Raw genomic sequence first — 16,853 nt, forward strand, 5'->3', positions numbered from 1 at the left:
CGCCATCGCGCGCTCAGGCAATGCCCCCGTTCGCGCGCAATACCTGCCCGTTGACCCAACCCGCATCCGGCCCGACGAGAAACGCGACGACCGCCGCGATATCGTCCGGCTGACCGAGCCTTTCGAGCGGCGCCATCTTCGAGAATGCGGCGATCTGCTCGTCGGTCTTGCCGTCGAGAAACAGCGATGTCGCCACCGGCCCCGGCGCAACCGCGTTCACCGTGATGCCGCGCCCGCGCAATTCCTTCGCGAACACGTGCGTGAACGATTCGACCGCCGCCTTCGTCGCGTTGTAGATCGCATAGCCGGGCATGTTGAGCGCGAGCGTCGTGCTCGAAAAGTTGACGATGCGCCCGCCGCCGTTCATGCGCGCCGCCGCTTCGCGCAGCGTGTTGAAGGTGCCGCGCACGTTGATGTCGAAGGTCTGATCGTAGAGCGCGTCGCTCGTGTCGGCGAGCGGCACGGTCTTCAGCACGCCCGCGTTGTTGACGAGCGCATCGACACGGCCGAGTTGCGCTTCGACGGTCTCGAACATGCGGCGCACGTCCTCCCCGTTCGCCACGTCCGCCTTCACCGCGATCGCCGCGCCGCCCGCTTCGCGCAATTGCCCGACGAGCGCGTCCGCTTCCTTCGCGCTCGATGCATAGTTCACCGCGACCGCGAAGCCGTCGCGCGCGAGACGCCGCGCGATTTCAGCGCCGATGCCGCGCGACGCGCCCGTGACGATGGCCACGCGCTTCGATTGGGTCTGACTCATGATGTGCTCCTCAAGGTTGGCTGTTCGATGGGAAGCATGATGAATCATTCCGTTTTCGCGATCATCGTGCGTGGCTTAGTATCATCGTTCCAGTTGCTTTAACAATGGCGAGCGCTCATGGACCGATTCCAGGAAATGCAGGTATTCGTGCGCATCGCGGAGCGGCACAGCTTCACGCAGGCCGCCGACGATCTGCAGATGCCACGCGCCACCGTCACCAATCTGATGAAGCGCATGGAGGAGCGGCTCGGCGCGCGGCTGCTCGAACGCACGACGCGCACCGTGCGCCTCACGCTCGACGGCGAAGCGCACTATCGGCGCTGCGTGCGTCTGATCGCGGATCTGGAGGAAGCGGAAGGCTCCTTCAGACATGCGGAGCCGAAGGGTCTCTTGCGCGTGAATCTGCAAGGCACGCTCGCGCGGCATTTCATCATGCCGGGCTTGCCCGCGTTTCTCGAACGCTACGGGCAGATCGAACTGCAAATCGGCGAGGACGACAGGCTCGTCGATCTCGTGCGTGAAGGCGTCGATTGCGTGCTGCGCGCGGGCACCCTGCAGGACTCGTCGATGGTCGGCCGGCGCGTCGCGCTGCTCGAACAGGTGACGGTGGCAAGCCCCGCTTATCTGTCGCGCGAAGGCGTTCCGGAAGATTTCGAAGCGCTCGCATCGCATCGCGCGGTGAACTTCGTATCGAGCGCGACAGGGCGTGTGCTGCCGCTCGAATTCACGTTGAACGAGCGCGTGGAGACGATCGAACTGAAAGCCGCCGTGTCGGTCACGGGCGTCGAGTTATATACGCAGGCGGCGCTCGCGGGATTCGGCATCGTGCAGGTACCGCGCTATCACGTCGACGATGCGCTCGCCGATGGCCGCCTGCAAGTGCTGCTTCCGGATCTTCCGCCACCGCCGATGCCCGTCTCCGTGCTCTATCCGCATAACCGTCAACTGTCCGCCCGCGTACGGGTTTTCGCGGATTGGTTGAGCGATGTCTTCGCTGAATACAACAGGCGCGGCTGATCGAAAATTCAAAAGCAAAAGAGGCCAGCATCCCAATGAAGGGAAGCTGGCCTCTTTTTCATCGCGCTTCGATTTCGTCAACGAAACCGAAGCTTGCAACGCTCGGGAACGAAGCTTAAGCCGCTGCGTCCTTCAGCTTCTTCAGCGCGCGCGCCTTGATGCGGACGCTTGCCGGCTTTGCCGGGAACCAGCGCTCTTCACCCGTGAACGGGTCCTTGCCGAAGCGCTTCTTCTTCGCCGGCACGGCTTGCGCGGAGATCTTCAGCAGGCCCGACAGCGTGAATTCGCCTGCACCCTTCTTGTGGATCGAGCCGAGGATCGTGTCTTCCAGCGCGACCAGCACGGCCTTCACCGCCTTCAGTTCGACAGCGGCGCGCTCGGACAGATGCGTCGCGAGCGATGCCTTCGTGAACGTATCCTTGATCGGCGAGGGAGCGCCCGTGGTCTTCTTCGCGGCTACTTTCTTCGCGGCAACCTTCGGTGCTGCTGCTTTCTTGGCCGGTGCGGCGGCGGTCTTCGCCGTGGCCTTCTTGGCCGGGGCTTTCTTGGCAGCGGTTTTAGCGGAAGTCGACATGTTTCTCCTACCTGTTTTTGGTCAGTGATGTTCGAATACGTCCGCACCGATGCGTTCGTATCACGCCGGATTCTACATACGCCAAGCGCGTTCGTGCGAGTCTTTTGCGCTTTTATATCGTTTTTATAGGGGTTTTTCGTGGTGCCGCGCTGACACATCAGCAACGGGAGCATCATTCACGATGTTCCTCGATGTGTTTACGCACCACACGCGATGCATTTCATCGCTGCACAGAAGAGGTAAACGCGCGATGCGCGATGTGAGCGATGAGCGGATAGTGATCGGAAGCGATGCGCGAAAGACGCGTGCGATGCACATCGACACGCATGAGACGCTCGCCCGGATGCACCCAGATGCGGTCGAGCGCGAAGAGCGGACAGCGCGTCGGAAAGGTGCGCAACGCGCTCGCGCGATGAAAGTGCGTGACGAGCCTACGCAACGTGCGGCCATAGACGAACCACTCGTTGAGGTCGCCGAGCAGGATCACGGGCAGCGCGGGCGTATCGAAGCTTTGCAGCACCTGCTCCACTTGCGCGCGCCTTTCGCTCGATGCAAGACCGAGATGCGTTGCGACCACGCGCCATACTTCGCCGCCGCAATCGATGTCGGCATCGAGCGCGCCGCGCGGCTCGCGGCTGCCGAACGACAGATCCAGCGTGCGCACCGCCCGCACCGGATAGCGCGTCAGCACCGCGTTGCCGTAGCGGCGCTCGGGCGTATCGAGCGTCGGGCCGGCGACCGCGTGCAGGTTCGTCATGCGCTGCAGCACGTCGAGCACGTCGTGCGAGCCGCTGCCGCCGAGCGGCACCTCCTGCAGCGCGAAGATGTCGGCGTCGATCTCGGCGAGCACTTCGCCGATGCGCTCCGGCGCGAACCTGCCGTCGATGCCCACCGCGCCGTGCAGGTTGTAGGTCGCGATACGCAACTCGCGCGCGCGGGTTTCCTGTTCGATGGCGGCCTCGTGCATCAGCGTCATGAGCTGACCTCGTCGCGACGCTCGTTGTTCGACGATGCATCGCGCGGCATCGTGCCATTGCGGCGCAGCTCGTTCGCGCGCTTTGCTTCGTCGCTTGCGCGGGGCTTGTCGGCATCGCTCGGGGCGCCTTCGTGCGCGTCGTGATGATCCGCGCGGCCGAGAAAGCGTTGCAAAAGCAGCGACACGCCGATCAACGCCGCGCCGATTCCGATCAGCACCGCGAACGAGCCGACCGTCGGCCGATGCAGCGAAGCGACGAGCTGATGCGCGAAGGCCACCGTCAGAAAAATGCCGGGCCCCATGCCGAGCATCGTGCCGAGCACGAAGTCGCGCATGCGGATATGCGACGCACCCGCGACGAGATTGACAATCGAAAACGGCGCGACCGGCAAGAGCCGCAACACCACCACCGCGACGATGCCGCGTTTCGCCACGCGCTCCGACAGCCGGTTGACGCGCGCGCCCGCGAGCTTGCGCACCGCATCGCGGCCGAGCCAGTTGCCGAGCGAATAGCTGATGGCGGCCGCGATCGTCGAGCCGGCGAACGCATAGGCCGTGCCCCACCATGCGCCGAAGACGAGGCCCGTCGTCGCGATCAGCAAAGTGATGGGCACGGCAACGACTGCCGCCACGACATAACAGAGGACGATCCACAGCGGCGCAAGCGGCAGCGCATCGATGCGGCGCGTCGCGTGCGTGAGCGAGGTCAGGTTCACGTAATCGGCGAGCGGCGTCCAGTGCCACAGCCCTGCGACGACCACGACCATCAGCGCGAGCACGCCGAGCAGCGCAAAGCGGCTGATGAGCGGACGCGCCTTTTGCACGGGCACGAACTGATCGACCAGTTCATCGGCGGCGATCGGCGTTTCGGGATCGATCAGCGCTTCGGGCGGAATCAGCTGATCGAGCTCGGTCGACACACGCGGGTCGAGCGGCACCAACGTGCGATGCGCGTCGCGATCGCGCAGCAGCGCTTCTATCGCCGCGTTCATGCCGTTGCGCGCCTGAGACTCGCGCACGATGTCCGCGATCTCGCAGCCGAGATGCTCCGCGAGCAGCGTGTCGCGCATCGTCGCGATCGAACGGCGGATGCGTGCGTCGGCGCCGGCATCGATCGAGATATTGCACTCGCTGTCGAGCACCATCGAACGATTGTTCAGGTTGGCCGAGCCGACGATCAGCAATTCATCGTCGACGATCATCAGCTTGCTGTGCACATTGACGATGTGGTCGCCGAGCTTCGGCACGCTCGGGCACAGCAGGCGATAGCGTCCGTGCGCGTCGGCGTTCTTCAGAAGCGCGTGCAGGCGCGCGCGCAGCACGCCCATCGTCACTTCCTGCAGCCAGCCGCTCTGATTGCGCGGCACGACGATCGCGAGATCGGGGCCGTCGTCGCGCGCGAGCGAGTCCGCCAGCGCCGCGCCGACCGCGCCCGACGTGAAGTACTGGTTCTCGATATAGATGCTGCGGCGCGAGCGCGCGATGGCATCGAAATACTGCGTGCGTATCTGCTGCACCGGTTCGCGGCCGAGATACGCGGGCTCGGTGAGCGAGATCGCGATATCGACATCTTCGATCTCGACGCGCCGCGAAGGCGGCCACGGGTCTTGCTGAATCGCCGCGCGATGCGCGCGGATCGCGAGCCGCTTGCCGCATGCGCGCGCCCATCGTTCTCGCGCGAGCACGCCGATTTCGCGCGCCGCATCGCCGTCGAACATCGTGTGGACATCGTGAAACGGCTGATAGGCCGCGCCGTTCGCATCGCGGCGCAGCGGCTCGTCGGGCGCGTGCGCGGTCGTGTCCCAGCGCGAGCGCGTGAGGTCGAGGCCGCCGACGAACGCCACGCGATCATCGATCACGACCATCTTCTGATGCTGCGAGCCGCCGAGCGGATGCTTGCCGTCCATCTGAAACGCGATGCGCCGGTTCGTGCGCCAGCCCATCTTGTATACCGGCAGCCACTCGCGCTCGAACGCATAGAGCATCGCGAAGTCCCACGCGAGAATGTAGATGCGCAGGCGCCGCCTCGTCGAAGCGATCGCGTGCAGGAAATCGCCGAGCGCTTCGGGATAGCCGTCGTTCGCGCCTTCGGGCGTGAGCTTCATGCGGCTGTCGATATCCCAGCCGAGGATGAACACGGTGCGTTGCGCGCGCGTGATCGCCTCGCGCAGCACGCGGAAATAATCCGCTCCGTCGATGAGAAGACTGAAGCGCTCTGCATGATGCACGCTCGCGCAATTGCGTCCCGGCTGGAAAAAGGGCTCGTCGTAATGGGGGTTGCTCATGTGCCTCTCGACAGCACGCCGCGTTCAAATGACTTTCGTTTTGCAAACAACATGCCCGCCATGGTGCTACGCTTCGATGCACATGCCGATCCGGAGCGACATGCGCGATGAACGACAAAGAAGCCACGGAAGTCACGGATGTCACCATTCAGGACGAGCGCGCGGGGCTCGTTCCGCTCGCGGCGGCGTCGGTGGTCGTGGGCGCGGCGACGGGCGCGATCGGCGTGCTCTTTCGCTTCGCGCTCGAACGCGCCGATACCTGGCGCAACGCGTTCATCGCGTGGGCGCATGCGGGGCATGATGCCGCCGTCCTGCTCGTGGTCCTCGCCGCCGCCGTGGCGAGCGGTCTCGCCGCGTGGCTCGTCGCGCGCTTCGCGCCCATGGCGAGCGGCAGCGGCATTCCGCATGTCGAAGCGGTGCTGCACAGCACATTGCCGCCCGCACCGCTCGTGCTCATACCGATCAAGTTCGCGGGCGGCGTGCTCGCCATCGGCGCGGGGCTCGCGCTCGGCCGCGAAGGCCCGACGGTGCAGATGGGCGCATCGATCGCGCATGCCATCGGCGCGATCTTCAGACGCAACGCCGACGATTGCCGCGTGCTGCTCGCGGCGGGCGCGGGCGCGGGGCTCGCGACCGCCTTCAACGCGCCGATCGCGGGCGCGGTGTTCGTGCTCGAGGAACTGATGCGGCGTTTCCACACGCGCACGGCGGTGGCGGCGCTCGGCGCATCGGCGAGCGCGATCGCGATGGCGCGGTTGCTGCACGGCGATCTGCCCGACTTCCACGTTCCCGCACAGCCCTTTCCCGGCTTCGAAATGACCGGCGCGCATCTTCTGCTCGGCGCGCTGCTGGGGCTTTTGGGCGCGGCGTATAGCCGCGCCATTCTGTGGACGCTCGATGCCGCCGATGCGATCGCGCATCCCGCATCGGTGAAGCATGCGACCGCGCGCGCGGCGGCGGTCGGCGCGGCGATAGGCCTGCTCGCGTGGTTCGCGCCGGATCTCGCCGGCGGCGGCGACGCGCTGACCGAGCGCGCGTTGCTGGGCAGGGGCACCATCGCTGGCGTGATGGCGATGTTCGCGCTGCGCTTCGTCGTGGGCCCGGTGTCGTACGCGGCGGGCACGCCAGGCGGCATCTTCGCGCCGATGCTCGTGCTCGGCGCGCAGACAGGTCTCGTATTCGGCCGCGTCTGCCTCGACTGGTTCCCCGGCATGGCGCCCGCCACCGGCGACACGAGCACATTCGCGGTGGTCGGCATGGCGGCGTTCTTCGTCGCGGTGGTGCGCGCGCCGGTCACGGGCATCGTGCTCGTCACGGAGATGACGGCAAGCTTCACCCTGCTCCTGCCGATGCTCACGGCCTGCTTCACCGCGATGATCGTGCCGATGCTGCTGCGCGTGCCGCCGATCTACGATTCGCTCGGCGAGCGCGCAGCCAGGCATCATCGCTAGCGGCGCTCTGCATGCGATGAGCCGTTGCGGTAGTCTCATCGACGGACATTCGTTGCGCCGCCTTTCTCGCACGAAGCGCGGCGCCCACCGACTTCATCCACGAGGACAAGCAATGGAATATCGACATCTCGGTGCATCGGGCTTCAAGGTTCCCGTCCTGAGCTTCGGCACCGGCACCTTCGGCGGCAAGGGCGAATTCTTTCAGGCCTGGGGCGAAACCGACGTGAGCGACGCGCGCAAGCTCGTCGACATCTGTCTCGAAGCGGGCGTCACCATGTTCGACACCGCCGACGTCTACTCGCACGGCACGTCGGAATCGATACTCGGCGAGGCGATCAAGGGCCGGCGCGACAAGGTCATCGTCTCGACCAAGGCCACGTTCCGCTTCGACCAGAATGACCCGAACGCCGTCGGTTCGTCGCGCTTTCATCTGATCCAGGCGGTGAACGCGGCACTCGCACGCCTTCAGACCGACTACATCGACGTGTTCCAGCTGCATGGCTTCGACGCGAAAACGCCCGTCGAAGAGACGCTCTCGACACTCGACGATCTCGTGCGCGCGGGCAAGATCCGCTACACGGGCGTGTCCAATTTCTCCGGCTGGCATCTGCAGAAATCGCTCGATGCCGCTGATCGCTACGGTTATCCGCGCTACGTAGCGAATCAGACGTACTACTCGCTCATCGGCCGCGATTACGAATGGGAGCTGATGCCGCTCGGGCTCGATCAGGGCGTCGGCGCGGTCGTGTGGAGTCCGCTCGGCTGGGGACGCCTCACGGGCAAAATCCGGCGCGGCCAGCCGCTGCCCGCGACAAGCCGCCTGCACAAGACCGCCGACATGGGGCCGCCGGTGCCGGATGAATATCTGTACCGCGTGGTCAATGCGCTCGACGCCATTGCCGAGGAAACCGGCAAGACCGTGCCGCAGATCGCGCTCAACTGGCTGCTGCAGCGTCCGACGGTGGCGACCGTGCTCATCGGCGCGCGCAACGAGGAGCAGTTGCGGCAGAACCTCGGCGCGGCCGGCTGGAACCTGACGCCCGAGCAGGTGAAAAAGCTCGACGAGGCGAGCGCGGTGCGGCCGGCGTATCCGTACTGGCATCAGCAGGGCTTCTCGGAACGCAACCCGTTCCCCGTGTAACGGCGAAGGCGCGGCGGCCCACGCCGCCGCGCCCGGGAATGGCCTGAAGATCGTACCGGAAGCCAGCTGACAATCTGTACCGGTACTGTACCGGACACCTCCCGTACACTGGGCGCTCATCGAGTCATTCACAACCCAGAGCGCGCCATGCCCCCCGAACTCCTGAACGCCCTGCCCGCCGCCGCGCTGTTCGCGCTGGTGACGACCATCACGCCCGGCCCCAACAACACGATGCTGCTCGCCTCGGGCGTGAACTTCGGCCTCAGGCGCACCGTGCCGCACGTGCTCGGCATCAGCGCGGGCATGGCGATTCTGATGATCGCGGTGGGCCTCGGGCTCGCGCAGGCGTTCGAGCGGCTGCCGTGGCTCTATACCGTGCTGGAGGCCGCGAGCGTCCCGTATCTGCTGTATCTGGCGTGGAAGATCGGGACGTCGTCGTCGGTGCAGATGCGCGATGGCCAGGGCCGTCCGATGCGCTTTCACGAAGCGATCGCCTTCCAGTGGATCAATCCCAAAGCGTGGATGATGGTGCTCACCGCGGCGACGACCATCCATCTGCACGCGAGCCTTTCCTTGAATGCCGCGCTGATGGCGCTCGTGCTCGTCGTGATCGGGCTGCCGTGCATCACGATGTGGGCGGCGTTCGGCATGTCGCTGCGGCGCTTTCTCGCGAATCCGCGCTGGCTGCGCAGGTTCAACATCACGATGGCCGTGCTGCTCGTGCTGTCGCTGTACCCGATCGTCGCCCATCTTTTCGAATGACCGCGAGCAGCGGCGAAGGGGCGCGCGCCGGGTTAAAAGCGCGCACCCTCTTTGCCTCGGCGCCCGACCGGTGCATACTGGCCTTACGCGCCGGCACGCAAAATCTGCCGTCCCGCTTGCAAGATTGGGACTGCGTTTCTTTTCCGTCAGCTACGACTGTCCACCCCGCCGCCCGAACGATCCTCGAGTGATCCTTAAGCGATCCTTTAAGGCGGCATTTTCAGTCCGGCGCGTACATGCCTTGCTAGTCCGTTGGTTCGCGCCGAATTGTCGGCGCGGCTTTGAAATCTGTTCAAGGAGTACGCCATGTCTGGAGCCAATCGCCCGTCCGGTCCCGCCACGCGCAAATCCCTCGACCTAGCCGATCAGATCGAACGCGATGAACTGGAGAACAACCTGCCGGATGCGCTCAACCGCGTCGATGACGAAGACGACATCGACGATGATTCCGACTCCGATCGCACACTAGGCCGTTAGCCTCGACAGCCGGGCCCATCGCGCCGATGAAGGCGTGATCCGCGACGCCGCAATGTTTCTGGCATTGCGGCGTTTTTGCTGGGCACAGGCGTTGCTTTGAGCGTTCGTGCCGCGCAACGACGCGCGACGGGAAACCGAAGAGCGAAGCCGCGGCGGCATCAGTCCGCATGCGAACGACGATCAACCCATCCCACGGGAGGACTCCATGCTCCGTTACGCTGTCATCTTCTTCATCATCGCGATCATCGCGGCCGTGTTCGGCTTCGGCGGAATCGCAACGGGCGCGGCGGAAATCGCCAAGATCCTGTTCTTCATCTTCATCGTGATCTTTCTCGCCACACTGCTGCTCGGCGTGTTCAGGCGATGACGATTTCGGCGCGGCTAGCGACGTAAAGAAAAGACGCGCGGGCTTCACCGAAGGCCGCGCGTTTTCGCATGCTTCATCATCGGAAGCAAATCACGTAATGATCACGCGATTCTTCCCGTCCCGCTTCGCGCGATAAAGCGCGAGATCCGCCGCTTCCACGAGCTGCTTCGACGTATCTTCGTGCATCGCCGTCTGCATCGCGCCGCCGACGCTGATCGTCACGCGTCCGTTCACCGAACCTGTGTGCGGCACGTTGAGCGCCTCCACCGCGATGCGGATCTTCTCGCCGAGCAGCCGCAAGCCCGGCGACGACGACGACATCAGCACCACCGCGAATTCCTCGCCGCCGAAGCGCGCGGCGAGATCGGTGGGGCTGCCGAGGCTCGTCTCGATCGTATGTGCGACGAGCTTCAGCACGTCATCGCCCGCAACGTGGCCATATGTATCGTTGTAGGACTTGAAGTTGTCGACATCGATCATCAGGAAACCGATGGCCGCATGCTCGCGCGACGCACGGCGCCATTCGGCATCCAGATAGTCATCGAGCCGGCGCCGGTTGGACAAGCCCGTGAGGCCGTCCGAGTGCGTCAAACGCTGCAATTCCAGGTTCGTTTCGAGCAGTTTCTGCTGCGACTGACGCAGCGCGCGATACGCCTCGTCGCGCTGCAACAGGTTCTGATACGAACGCGAGTGATAGCGCACGCGCGCGACGAGCTCGATCGTATCGGGCAGCTTCACGAGGTAATCGTTCGCGCCCGCCGCGAAGGCCGCGCTCTTGATGCGCGGCTCTTCCTTCGTCGAAAGCACGATGATCGGGATATCGCGCGTCGCCGGATGCTCGCGGTACTGGCGCACGAGCGTCAGGCCATCGACGCCGGGCATCACGAGATCCTGCAGGATCACCGTGGGCCGCGTTTCCTGCGCGGTGCGCAACGCCTCTTCGGGATTCGCGCAGTAATGCAGATCGACGTTCGTCTCTTCCGCGAGGGCGCGGCGCAGCGCCTCCGCGATGATCGCCTGGTCGTCCACGAGCAGCACCATCACTGGCAGCTCGGCCGCGGGCGGCGCGTTCAACGCGGCTGCGAGCAGGTCGGACACGGCGCGCTCGTCCGCCATCGCACGGGTGCCCGCGCGCTCGATGCTCGCCGCCGCTGCCGCCGCGGCCCGTTTCGCGCGCTCGGCCAACGGGTCGGGATGAGGAAGTTTCATGGACGTGTCCTTGATCGGTTTCTTGTTGGTTGATGCCGTGCCATTCAATCGAATGCGGAAGCGAGCGCTTGCGCGATGCGCGGCAGCGGCAGGACCGATACGGCCGCATCGAGCGCGGCCGCGGCCTTCGGCATGCCGTAGACGGCGCTCGTCGCCTCGTCCTGCGCGATCGTGTGATAGCCCTTCGCGCGCATCGCCTTGAGACCGATGGCGCCGTCGCGGCCCATGCCCGTCAGCAGCACGCCGACCGCACGGCCCGTCCAGCGCTCGGCGATGCTCTGAAAGAACACGTCGACGGAAGGCCGGTAAGGCAATTGCTCCGGATGCGCGGTATAGCCGAGGCGCCTCGCATCGGCGAAATGGAGATGATCGTTGGTCGCGGCGAGCAGCACTTCGCCGGGCACGGGCTTGTCGCCCTCGCGCGCGACGCGCACGGGCAGCGCAGATTGCGCGTCGAGCCATTGCGCCATGCCTTCGGCGAACGCGCGGTCGACGTGCTGCACGATGACCGTCGCCGCCGCGAAGTTTTTCGGCAGCGCGCCGAGCAGCGTCGCGAGCGCCGCCGGTCCGCCCGCCGATGCGCCGATCGCGACGAGCGGCGCACCGTTCTTCGGCGCGCTGATCGCGCTCGCGGACGCAGCGCCGGACGACGCGAGCCGCGCACCGATCTGATCGATCTTCGCGATCAGCGCCGCCGCGCCGCGACGCGCATCGGCGCCGGCGAGCGCGGGTGTATCGACGGCATCGAGCGCGCCCGCGCCCATCGCTTCGTACACGCGCCACGCGTTCGCGCCGACATCGACCGTCACGACGAGAATCGCGCACGGCGAGCGCGCCATGATGGCCCGCGACGCCTGCACGCCGTCGACGTTCGGCATCACGAGATCCATCAGCACGACATCGGGCGTGCGCGCCGCGCAATAGTCGATCGCCTGCTGGCCGTCCTGCGCGATCCACGCGATCTCGAAGTCGGGCCGCGCCGCGAGCGCGCGCCGCAGCGCTTCCACGGCGAGCGGGACATCGTTCACGATGCCGATCTTCATGACTTCGCCTCGCCGATCAGATCGCGCACCGCGTCGATCAGCGCCTGATCGTGGAAGCTGCCTTTCGCGAGGTAATAGTCCGCGCCCGCATCGAGGCCGCGCTGGCGATCTTCCGCGCGATCCTTGTAAGACACGATCATCACCGGCAGGCCGGACAGTTGCGCGTCGCGCTTGATGAGCGTGACGAGCTCGATGCCGTCGAGACGCGGCATGTCGATATCCGTAATGACAATGTCGAAGTCTGCGCCGCGCACCGCGTTCCAGCCGTCCATGCCGTCGACCGCGACGGATACGTCGTAGCCGCGCGACGCGAGCAATTTGCGTTCGAGTTCGCGCACGGTGAGCGAATCGTCGACCACGAGCACGCGCTTCGCGCTCGTCACGCTCGCACGCGATGCCCCCGCCCCGACGCGCCCGAGCTCGCCGCTGCCGACGAGCTTTTCCACCGAGCGCAGCCAGTCGTCGAGATCGGCGATGAGGAGCGGATCGCCGTTTTCCATCAGCGCGCCCGCCGCGATGTTACGGACCTTGCCGAGACGTTTGTCGAGCGGCTGCACGACGAGCATGCGCTCGCCGAGAAAGCGATCCACGACGATGCCGTAGCTCGCCGCGCCCTGTCCGATCACGACGACGTTGAGCGCATCGCTCGCGGCTTCGAATGCGGCCGTTTCCAGGATCTGATGCGCGGTGACGAGCCCGACGCGCTTGCCGTCGAAGGAGAAGTGCTGCTGGCCTTCGAGCATGTCGATGGCGTTCGCGGGCAGCACCAGCGTGCGCGCGACATGCCCGAGCGGCAGGCCGTAAGGTTCGCCCGCCACTTCGACGATCAGGCTGCGGATCACCGACAGCGTGAGCGGCAATTGCAGCGTGAAGCGCGTGCCCGCATGCGCTTCCTGCGTCGCGCGCACGCTGCCGCGCACTTGCCGCACGACGTCCTGCACGGCATCGAGACCGACGCCGCGGCCCGATACATCCGTGACGGAATCGCGCATCGTGAAGCCCGGCAGGAACAGGAATTCGAGCAGCTCGGCTTCGGTGAGACGCGCGGCGGTGTCTTCGTTCGCCAGGTTCTTGCGCACGACCGCGCGGCGCAGCGCTTCGAGATCGACGCCCGCGCCGTCATCGGACACGCTGATGAAAAGCGAGCCCGCGCTGTGACGCGCTTCGAGCGTGATCGTGCCGGTTTCGGGCTTGCCGAGCGCGCGGCGCAACGCGGGCGGCTCGATGCCATGATCGACCGCATTGCGCAGCAGATGGCCGAGCGGCGCATCGAGCAGGTCGAGAATGTCGCGGTCCACTTGCGTCGTTTCGCCCGCGATGACGAGCCGCACATCGCGGCCGAGCCCGCGCGCGACATCGCGCACCATGCGTGCGAAGCCGCCGGTCGCATCGACGAAAGGACGCATGCGGCACGCGAGCGCTTCGTCGTAGATCTGTTGCGCGAGATGCGTCGAGCGGCGGTCGAAGTTCTCCAGTTCCGCGAGACGCTCGCTCAGTTGACGATGCGCTTCGGCGGTCAGGCGCCGCACTTCGTCGAGCGCGGCGTGTGCGCGGGCGTCGAGCGGCGCGGCGTTCGTTTCGGTCAGCGTTTCGTGCAGACGTTCGAGCGCGCGGCTCGCGTCGTGCTGAATGCGCTTCACGCGCAGCATCGATTGCGAAAACGGCTTCAGCCAGCGCGATTCGACGAGCGATTCGCCCGAATGGCTCAACAGACGGTCGAGCGTGTCGGCGCGCATGCGCAGCATGCGGGCGTCGCCCGGGCGCGAAGGCGTCGGGACTGGCTCGGGCGTTTCTTCGGGCGGTCTCGCCAGCGTGAGTTCCTGCGACAGATCGTACGCATCGTCGCGCGGCGCGATCTCGCGCACTTCGACGCCTTGCAGCCGCGCATCGAGCCCGGCGACGAAGGCATCCACATCGCGTTCGAGCGTGCTTTGCGCGTCGATATCGCGCGCCTCGCCGATCTGCACGATCAGATCGACGCCGCGAAACAGCAGGTCGATATAACCTGCGTCGAGCACGATGCGCCCTTCCTGCGCCGCGACGAAGCAATCCTCCATCACATGCGCGAGCGTCACGCCGACCGGCACGCCGACCACGCGCGCCGCGCCCTTCAGCGAATGCGCGGCGCGCATGCTCGCTTCGAGCGTGACGGGGTCGCGCGGCGCGCGCTCGAGTGAGATGAGGCCATCGGAGAGAATCTGCGCCTGCCCGCGCGCCTCCTCCTGGAAGAGGTCGAGCAGCGACGAGCGGCCCGGATCGATGCTCGTCATGTCAGGCTCCGGTTCAGGCTGTCGATGAGACGATCGGCGTCCAGCAGGCCGACGGTCGCGTCCTTGAAAGCGGCGACGGCATGCGCGTGCGATGCAAGGCGCTGCGCGAGCGTCGCGGGCACGGGCTGAAGCCGCGCGCGCGAGAAGCGATGCACGCCGTCGACGGCATCGACGGGAAAGGCGACCGGTCCTTCGTGATCGCCGTTGCCGTGATGATCGTGGCCGTCGGCGCGCTGAATGACGAGCAGACGCCCGAGCTCGCGCGCATCGACGGCCTGATTGCCCGAGACGGCTTTCACCGCGCCCTCTTCGATGCCGAAGAGCCGCGCGAGCGACGCGCACACGGTCAGCCTGCCGCGCACGTTCACGACGCCGAGCACCGCGCGGTTCCTTCGATGCGGAAGCGAATGCACCGGACGCAACTGAGCCACTTGCGCGCAAACCGCCGTCGGCAGGCCGAGCCATTCGCCGCCGATGCGAAACACGAGGCAGGAGAGCGTATCGGTTTCGTCGCCGTTGCGCGTGGCGTGCGACGATGCCGCGCCCGCATGCTCGATCGACGTGCGCGCCTCCACACGATCGAGCACGCGCGACGCGGCTTCATCGTGCGCCGGGCAATTGCGGCAATGCACGTAGCGCTCGAGCTTCGGGCACGATGCATCGCCGCGCACGCCGATGCGGTTCCAGCAATCGTCGATGTCGGCGACACCGATCGTATCGAGTGTTGCAGGTGTGCGTGCGTTCATCGCGTGCTCCCCGTGACGCGCCCGGCGCGCGCGAGCAGAAGGCGCGCACCGCTTTCGTCGCCATCGAGCGAAAGGCATGCGGCGAGGTGCGTGAGCGCCTCGCGATGCGCGGGATCGAGATAGAGCGCGCGGCGATAATGGCCGCGCGATGCCTGATGCTCGCCGCGCGCATCGGCGATGACGCCGAGCAGATAGTACGCATCCGCGTTCGATGGATGCGCGTCGAGATACGCGCGCGCCGCACTTGCCGCGGCTTCGAGCCTGCCGGCATCGGCGAGTTCGCGCGCTTGTGCGAGGCTGGCCGCCGGCGCGGGCTCGACGCGCGCTGCTTCGCGCGGCTTCGCAATCGGCATGGAGCGAACCACCGGCGGCGCGCTGGCCCACGCGGGCAACACGAACGCGCTTTTCATTGGCGGCAGCGGCTTCACGGCTGGCGGAACCGGCCACGCGCCGCTGAACACATTCGCACTCGCGCGCTCAGGCCGGTTGAATGCGAACGCGAGCGGAATGTTCGCGGAGCTCATGCCCTCGCGCATCAGGAGACCCGTCTCCGCCGGGCCCACGAACAGCGTGCCGCCTTGCGCGAGGAGTCCGTCGAGCACGCGCAGGACGGCGCACTGCGTGTCGCGATCGAAATAAATCAGCACGTTGCGGCACAGGATGAAATCGAAGCGCTCGAATGCATGCGCGTCCAGTTGCAGCAGATTCGCCTGCGAGAAGCGCACGCATTGCGCGACGGCGGGATCGAGCTGCCAGCCGCCATCGGCCGCGCGGAAATGCCGGTCGCGAAAACCGAGCGCGCGCCCGCGAAACGCGTTGCGCCCGTAATGCGCGCGACGTGCGACCGCGAGTGCGCGCTCGCTCACGTCGATCGCATCGATGGAAAAGCGCTCGGCGGGAATGCCCGCCTCGATCAGCGCCATCGCGATCGTATAGGCTTCCTCGCCCGTCGAGCACGGCGCGCTCAGCACGCGCAACGGCTTCGCGGGCCGCTCGTGCAGACGCACGCGCGCAAGACGCGCGAGCGCGGCGAAGGCTTCGGGATCGCGGAAGAACCACGTCTCCGGCACGACCACCGCTTCGATCAGCTCCTGCATGCGCGCAGGGTCTTGCGTGACCGCGCGGTAATAGTCGTCGAGCGTGCCGCCGTGCCGGTCGCGCCACAGGTTGTAACGCTCGCGCACCGCGCGCGACACCGAGTTCGCGCCGATCGATTCGGCATCGAGCCCTATCGTGCGGTGCAAAAGCTCGATGAAGCGGCCGATGCCGAAAGGCTCGTCGGTGAAAGCGCTCGGCAGCGCACTCATGCTTCGCTCCCGGCGAACAGCAGCGCCTGCACGTCTTCCGGCAAAAGATGTTCGATGCGCACCCATTGCAGCAGCCCCGCATCGTCGCGCGTGAGCGGGCCGAGATAGCGCGCGTGCGGCGTGCCAATGCCCGCATCGCTGAACGAAGCGGCATCGAAGGTGACAGTGCGCGTCGCCTGTTCGAGCAAAAGGCCCAACCGATGATGCGTCGTCACGCCATCTTCGCCGCGGCGCGGATACGCGACGAGCGCGAGCCGCGTCGACAACCTTTCCTGCGATGGACGCGCCAGCGCAAGTGCCGCGATATCGATCACGGGCACGCTCGCGCTTTCATGGTCGAGCACGCCCGCGACCCACGCGGGCGCGCCCGGCAGCGCCTTCAGCGGCGCGAGCGGCAGCATGCGCTCGACCTGCGCGCTGTCGAGCAGATAGCGGTCGGACCCGAGCGTGAACTGGACGAAGAGCATCGCG

General features: G+C 66.3%; 16 protein-coding genes. 6 read left to right on the forward strand and 10 right to left on the reverse strand.

All coding sequences use genetic code 11. From position 1 onward, the window contains the following. Nucleotides 1-13 precede the first annotated feature (13 nt). Nucleotides 14-757 (reverse strand): SDR family oxidoreductase, encoded by a 744-nt coding sequence (locus AC1Z32_RS32800; RefSeq protein WP_483482976.1) that lies wholly within the window; start codon nt 755-757, stop codon nt 14-16. A 117-nt stretch (nt 758-874) separates the two neighbouring features. On the opposite strand from AC1Z32_RS32800, the gene AC1Z32_RS32805 reads away from it, so the two are divergent. Beyond that, a complete protein-coding gene (locus AC1Z32_RS32805; RefSeq protein ID WP_483482977.1) occupies nt 875-1,774 on the forward strand; it encodes a LysR substrate-binding domain-containing protein in 900 nt (299 codons plus the stop codon). 115 nt (nt 1,775-1,889) lie between these two features. Here the strand turns inward: AC1Z32_RS32805 and AC1Z32_RS32810 are convergent, their stop codons facing one another. From AC1Z32_RS32810 to AC1Z32_RS32820, 3 genes are all read right to left on the reverse strand, one after another. Beyond that, a complete protein-coding gene (locus tag AC1Z32_RS32810) occupies nt 1,890-2,348 on the reverse strand; it encodes an HU family DNA-binding protein (protein ID WP_062610248.1) in 459 nt (152 codons plus the stop codon). 220 nt (nt 2,349-2,568) lie between these two features. Continuing rightward, the gene (locus AC1Z32_RS32815; RefSeq protein ID WP_483482978.1) at nt 2,569-3,324 is read right to left on the reverse strand and encodes an endonuclease/exonuclease/phosphatase family protein; all 756 of its coding nucleotides are present in this window, start codon (nt 3,322-3,324) and stop codon (nt 2,569-2,571) included. After that, nucleotides 3,321-5,609 (reverse strand): VTT domain-containing protein, encoded by a 2,289-nt coding sequence (locus AC1Z32_RS32820; RefSeq protein ID WP_483482979.1) that lies wholly within the window; start codon nt 5,607-5,609, stop codon nt 3,321-3,323. Before AC1Z32_RS32820 ends, AC1Z32_RS32815 begins: the two co-directional genes overlap by 4 nt. Before the next feature lie 107 nt (nt 5,610-5,716). Here AC1Z32_RS32820 and clcA point away from each other — a divergent pair, with 107 nt between their 5' ends. The 5 genes from clcA (at nt 5,717) to AC1Z32_RS32845 (ending at nt 9,807) form a co-directional block, all read left to right on the forward strand. After that, nucleotides 5,717-7,060, forward strand: a complete 1,344-nt coding sequence (clcA, locus tag AC1Z32_RS32825; RefSeq protein ID WP_483482980.1) for a H(+)/Cl(-) exchange transporter ClcA — start codon at nt 5,717-5,719, stop codon at nt 7,058-7,060. Between the two features lie 112 nt (nt 7,061-7,172). Further along, a complete protein-coding gene (locus tag AC1Z32_RS32830) occupies nt 7,173-8,201 on the forward strand; it encodes an aldo/keto reductase (protein ID WP_483482981.1) in 1,029 nt (342 codons plus the stop codon). 147 nt (nt 8,202-8,348) lie between these two features. Further along, a complete protein-coding gene (locus AC1Z32_RS32835) occupies nt 8,349-8,963 on the forward strand; it encodes a LysE family translocator (RefSeq protein ID WP_483482982.1) in 615 nt (204 codons plus the stop codon). 306 nt (nt 8,964-9,269) lie between these two features. After that, nucleotides 9,270-9,440 carry a hypothetical protein gene (locus tag AC1Z32_RS32840; RefSeq protein ID WP_157697670.1) on the forward strand — a complete coding sequence of 57 codons (171 nt, stop codon included), beginning with the start codon at nt 9,270-9,272 and terminating at the stop codon, nt 9,438-9,440. Between the two features lie 205 nt (nt 9,441-9,645). Continuing rightward, a complete protein-coding gene (locus tag AC1Z32_RS32845; protein WP_008352793.1) occupies nt 9,646-9,807 on the forward strand; it encodes a DUF1328 family protein in 162 nt (53 codons plus the stop codon). A 90-nt stretch (nt 9,808-9,897) separates the two neighbouring features. Here the strand turns inward: AC1Z32_RS32845 and AC1Z32_RS32850 are convergent, their stop codons facing one another. The 6 genes from AC1Z32_RS32850 to AC1Z32_RS32875 are packed head-to-tail and all read right to left on the reverse strand — an operon-like array spanning nt 9,898 to nt 16,849. Beyond that, entirely contained in the window at nt 9,898-11,016 is a 1,119-nt protein-coding gene (locus AC1Z32_RS32850; protein ID WP_483482983.1) for a diguanylate cyclase domain-containing protein, read from the reverse strand. A gap of 44 nt (nt 11,017-11,060) precedes the next feature. Beyond that, complete coding sequence (cheB, locus tag AC1Z32_RS32855) at nt 11,061-12,059, reverse strand: chemotaxis-specific protein-glutamate methyltransferase CheB (RefSeq protein ID WP_483482984.1); 999 nt, start codon at nt 12,057-12,059, stop codon at nt 11,061-11,063. Further along, nucleotides 12,056-14,329, reverse strand: a complete 2,274-nt coding sequence (locus AC1Z32_RS32860; RefSeq protein WP_483482985.1) for a hybrid sensor histidine kinase/response regulator — start codon at nt 14,327-14,329, stop codon at nt 12,056-12,058. The genes cheB and AC1Z32_RS32860 overlap by 4 nt, the downstream gene beginning before the upstream one ends. Next, nucleotides 14,326-15,075 carry a chemotaxis protein CheW gene (locus AC1Z32_RS32865; protein WP_483482986.1) on the reverse strand — a complete coding sequence of 250 codons (750 nt, stop codon included), beginning with the start codon at nt 15,073-15,075 and terminating at the stop codon, nt 14,326-14,328. Before AC1Z32_RS32865 ends, AC1Z32_RS32860 begins: the two co-directional genes overlap by 4 nt. Continuing rightward, nucleotides 15,072-16,382: a CheR family methyltransferase gene (locus tag AC1Z32_RS32870; protein WP_483482987.1), complete on the reverse strand. Its 1,311-nt coding sequence runs from the start codon at nt 16,380-16,382 to the stop codon at nt 15,072-15,074. The genes AC1Z32_RS32865 and AC1Z32_RS32870 overlap by 4 nt, the downstream gene beginning before the upstream one ends. Beyond that, the gene (locus AC1Z32_RS32875) at nt 16,379-16,849 is read right to left on the reverse strand and encodes a chemotaxis protein CheW (protein WP_483482989.1); all 471 of its coding nucleotides are present in this window, start codon (nt 16,847-16,849) and stop codon (nt 16,379-16,381) included. The genes AC1Z32_RS32870 and AC1Z32_RS32875 overlap by 4 nt, the downstream gene beginning before the upstream one ends. Between the last annotated feature and the right edge of the window lie 4 nt (nt 16,850-16,853).

It is taken from the genome of Caballeronia sp. 11_S32, assembly GCF_056930355.1.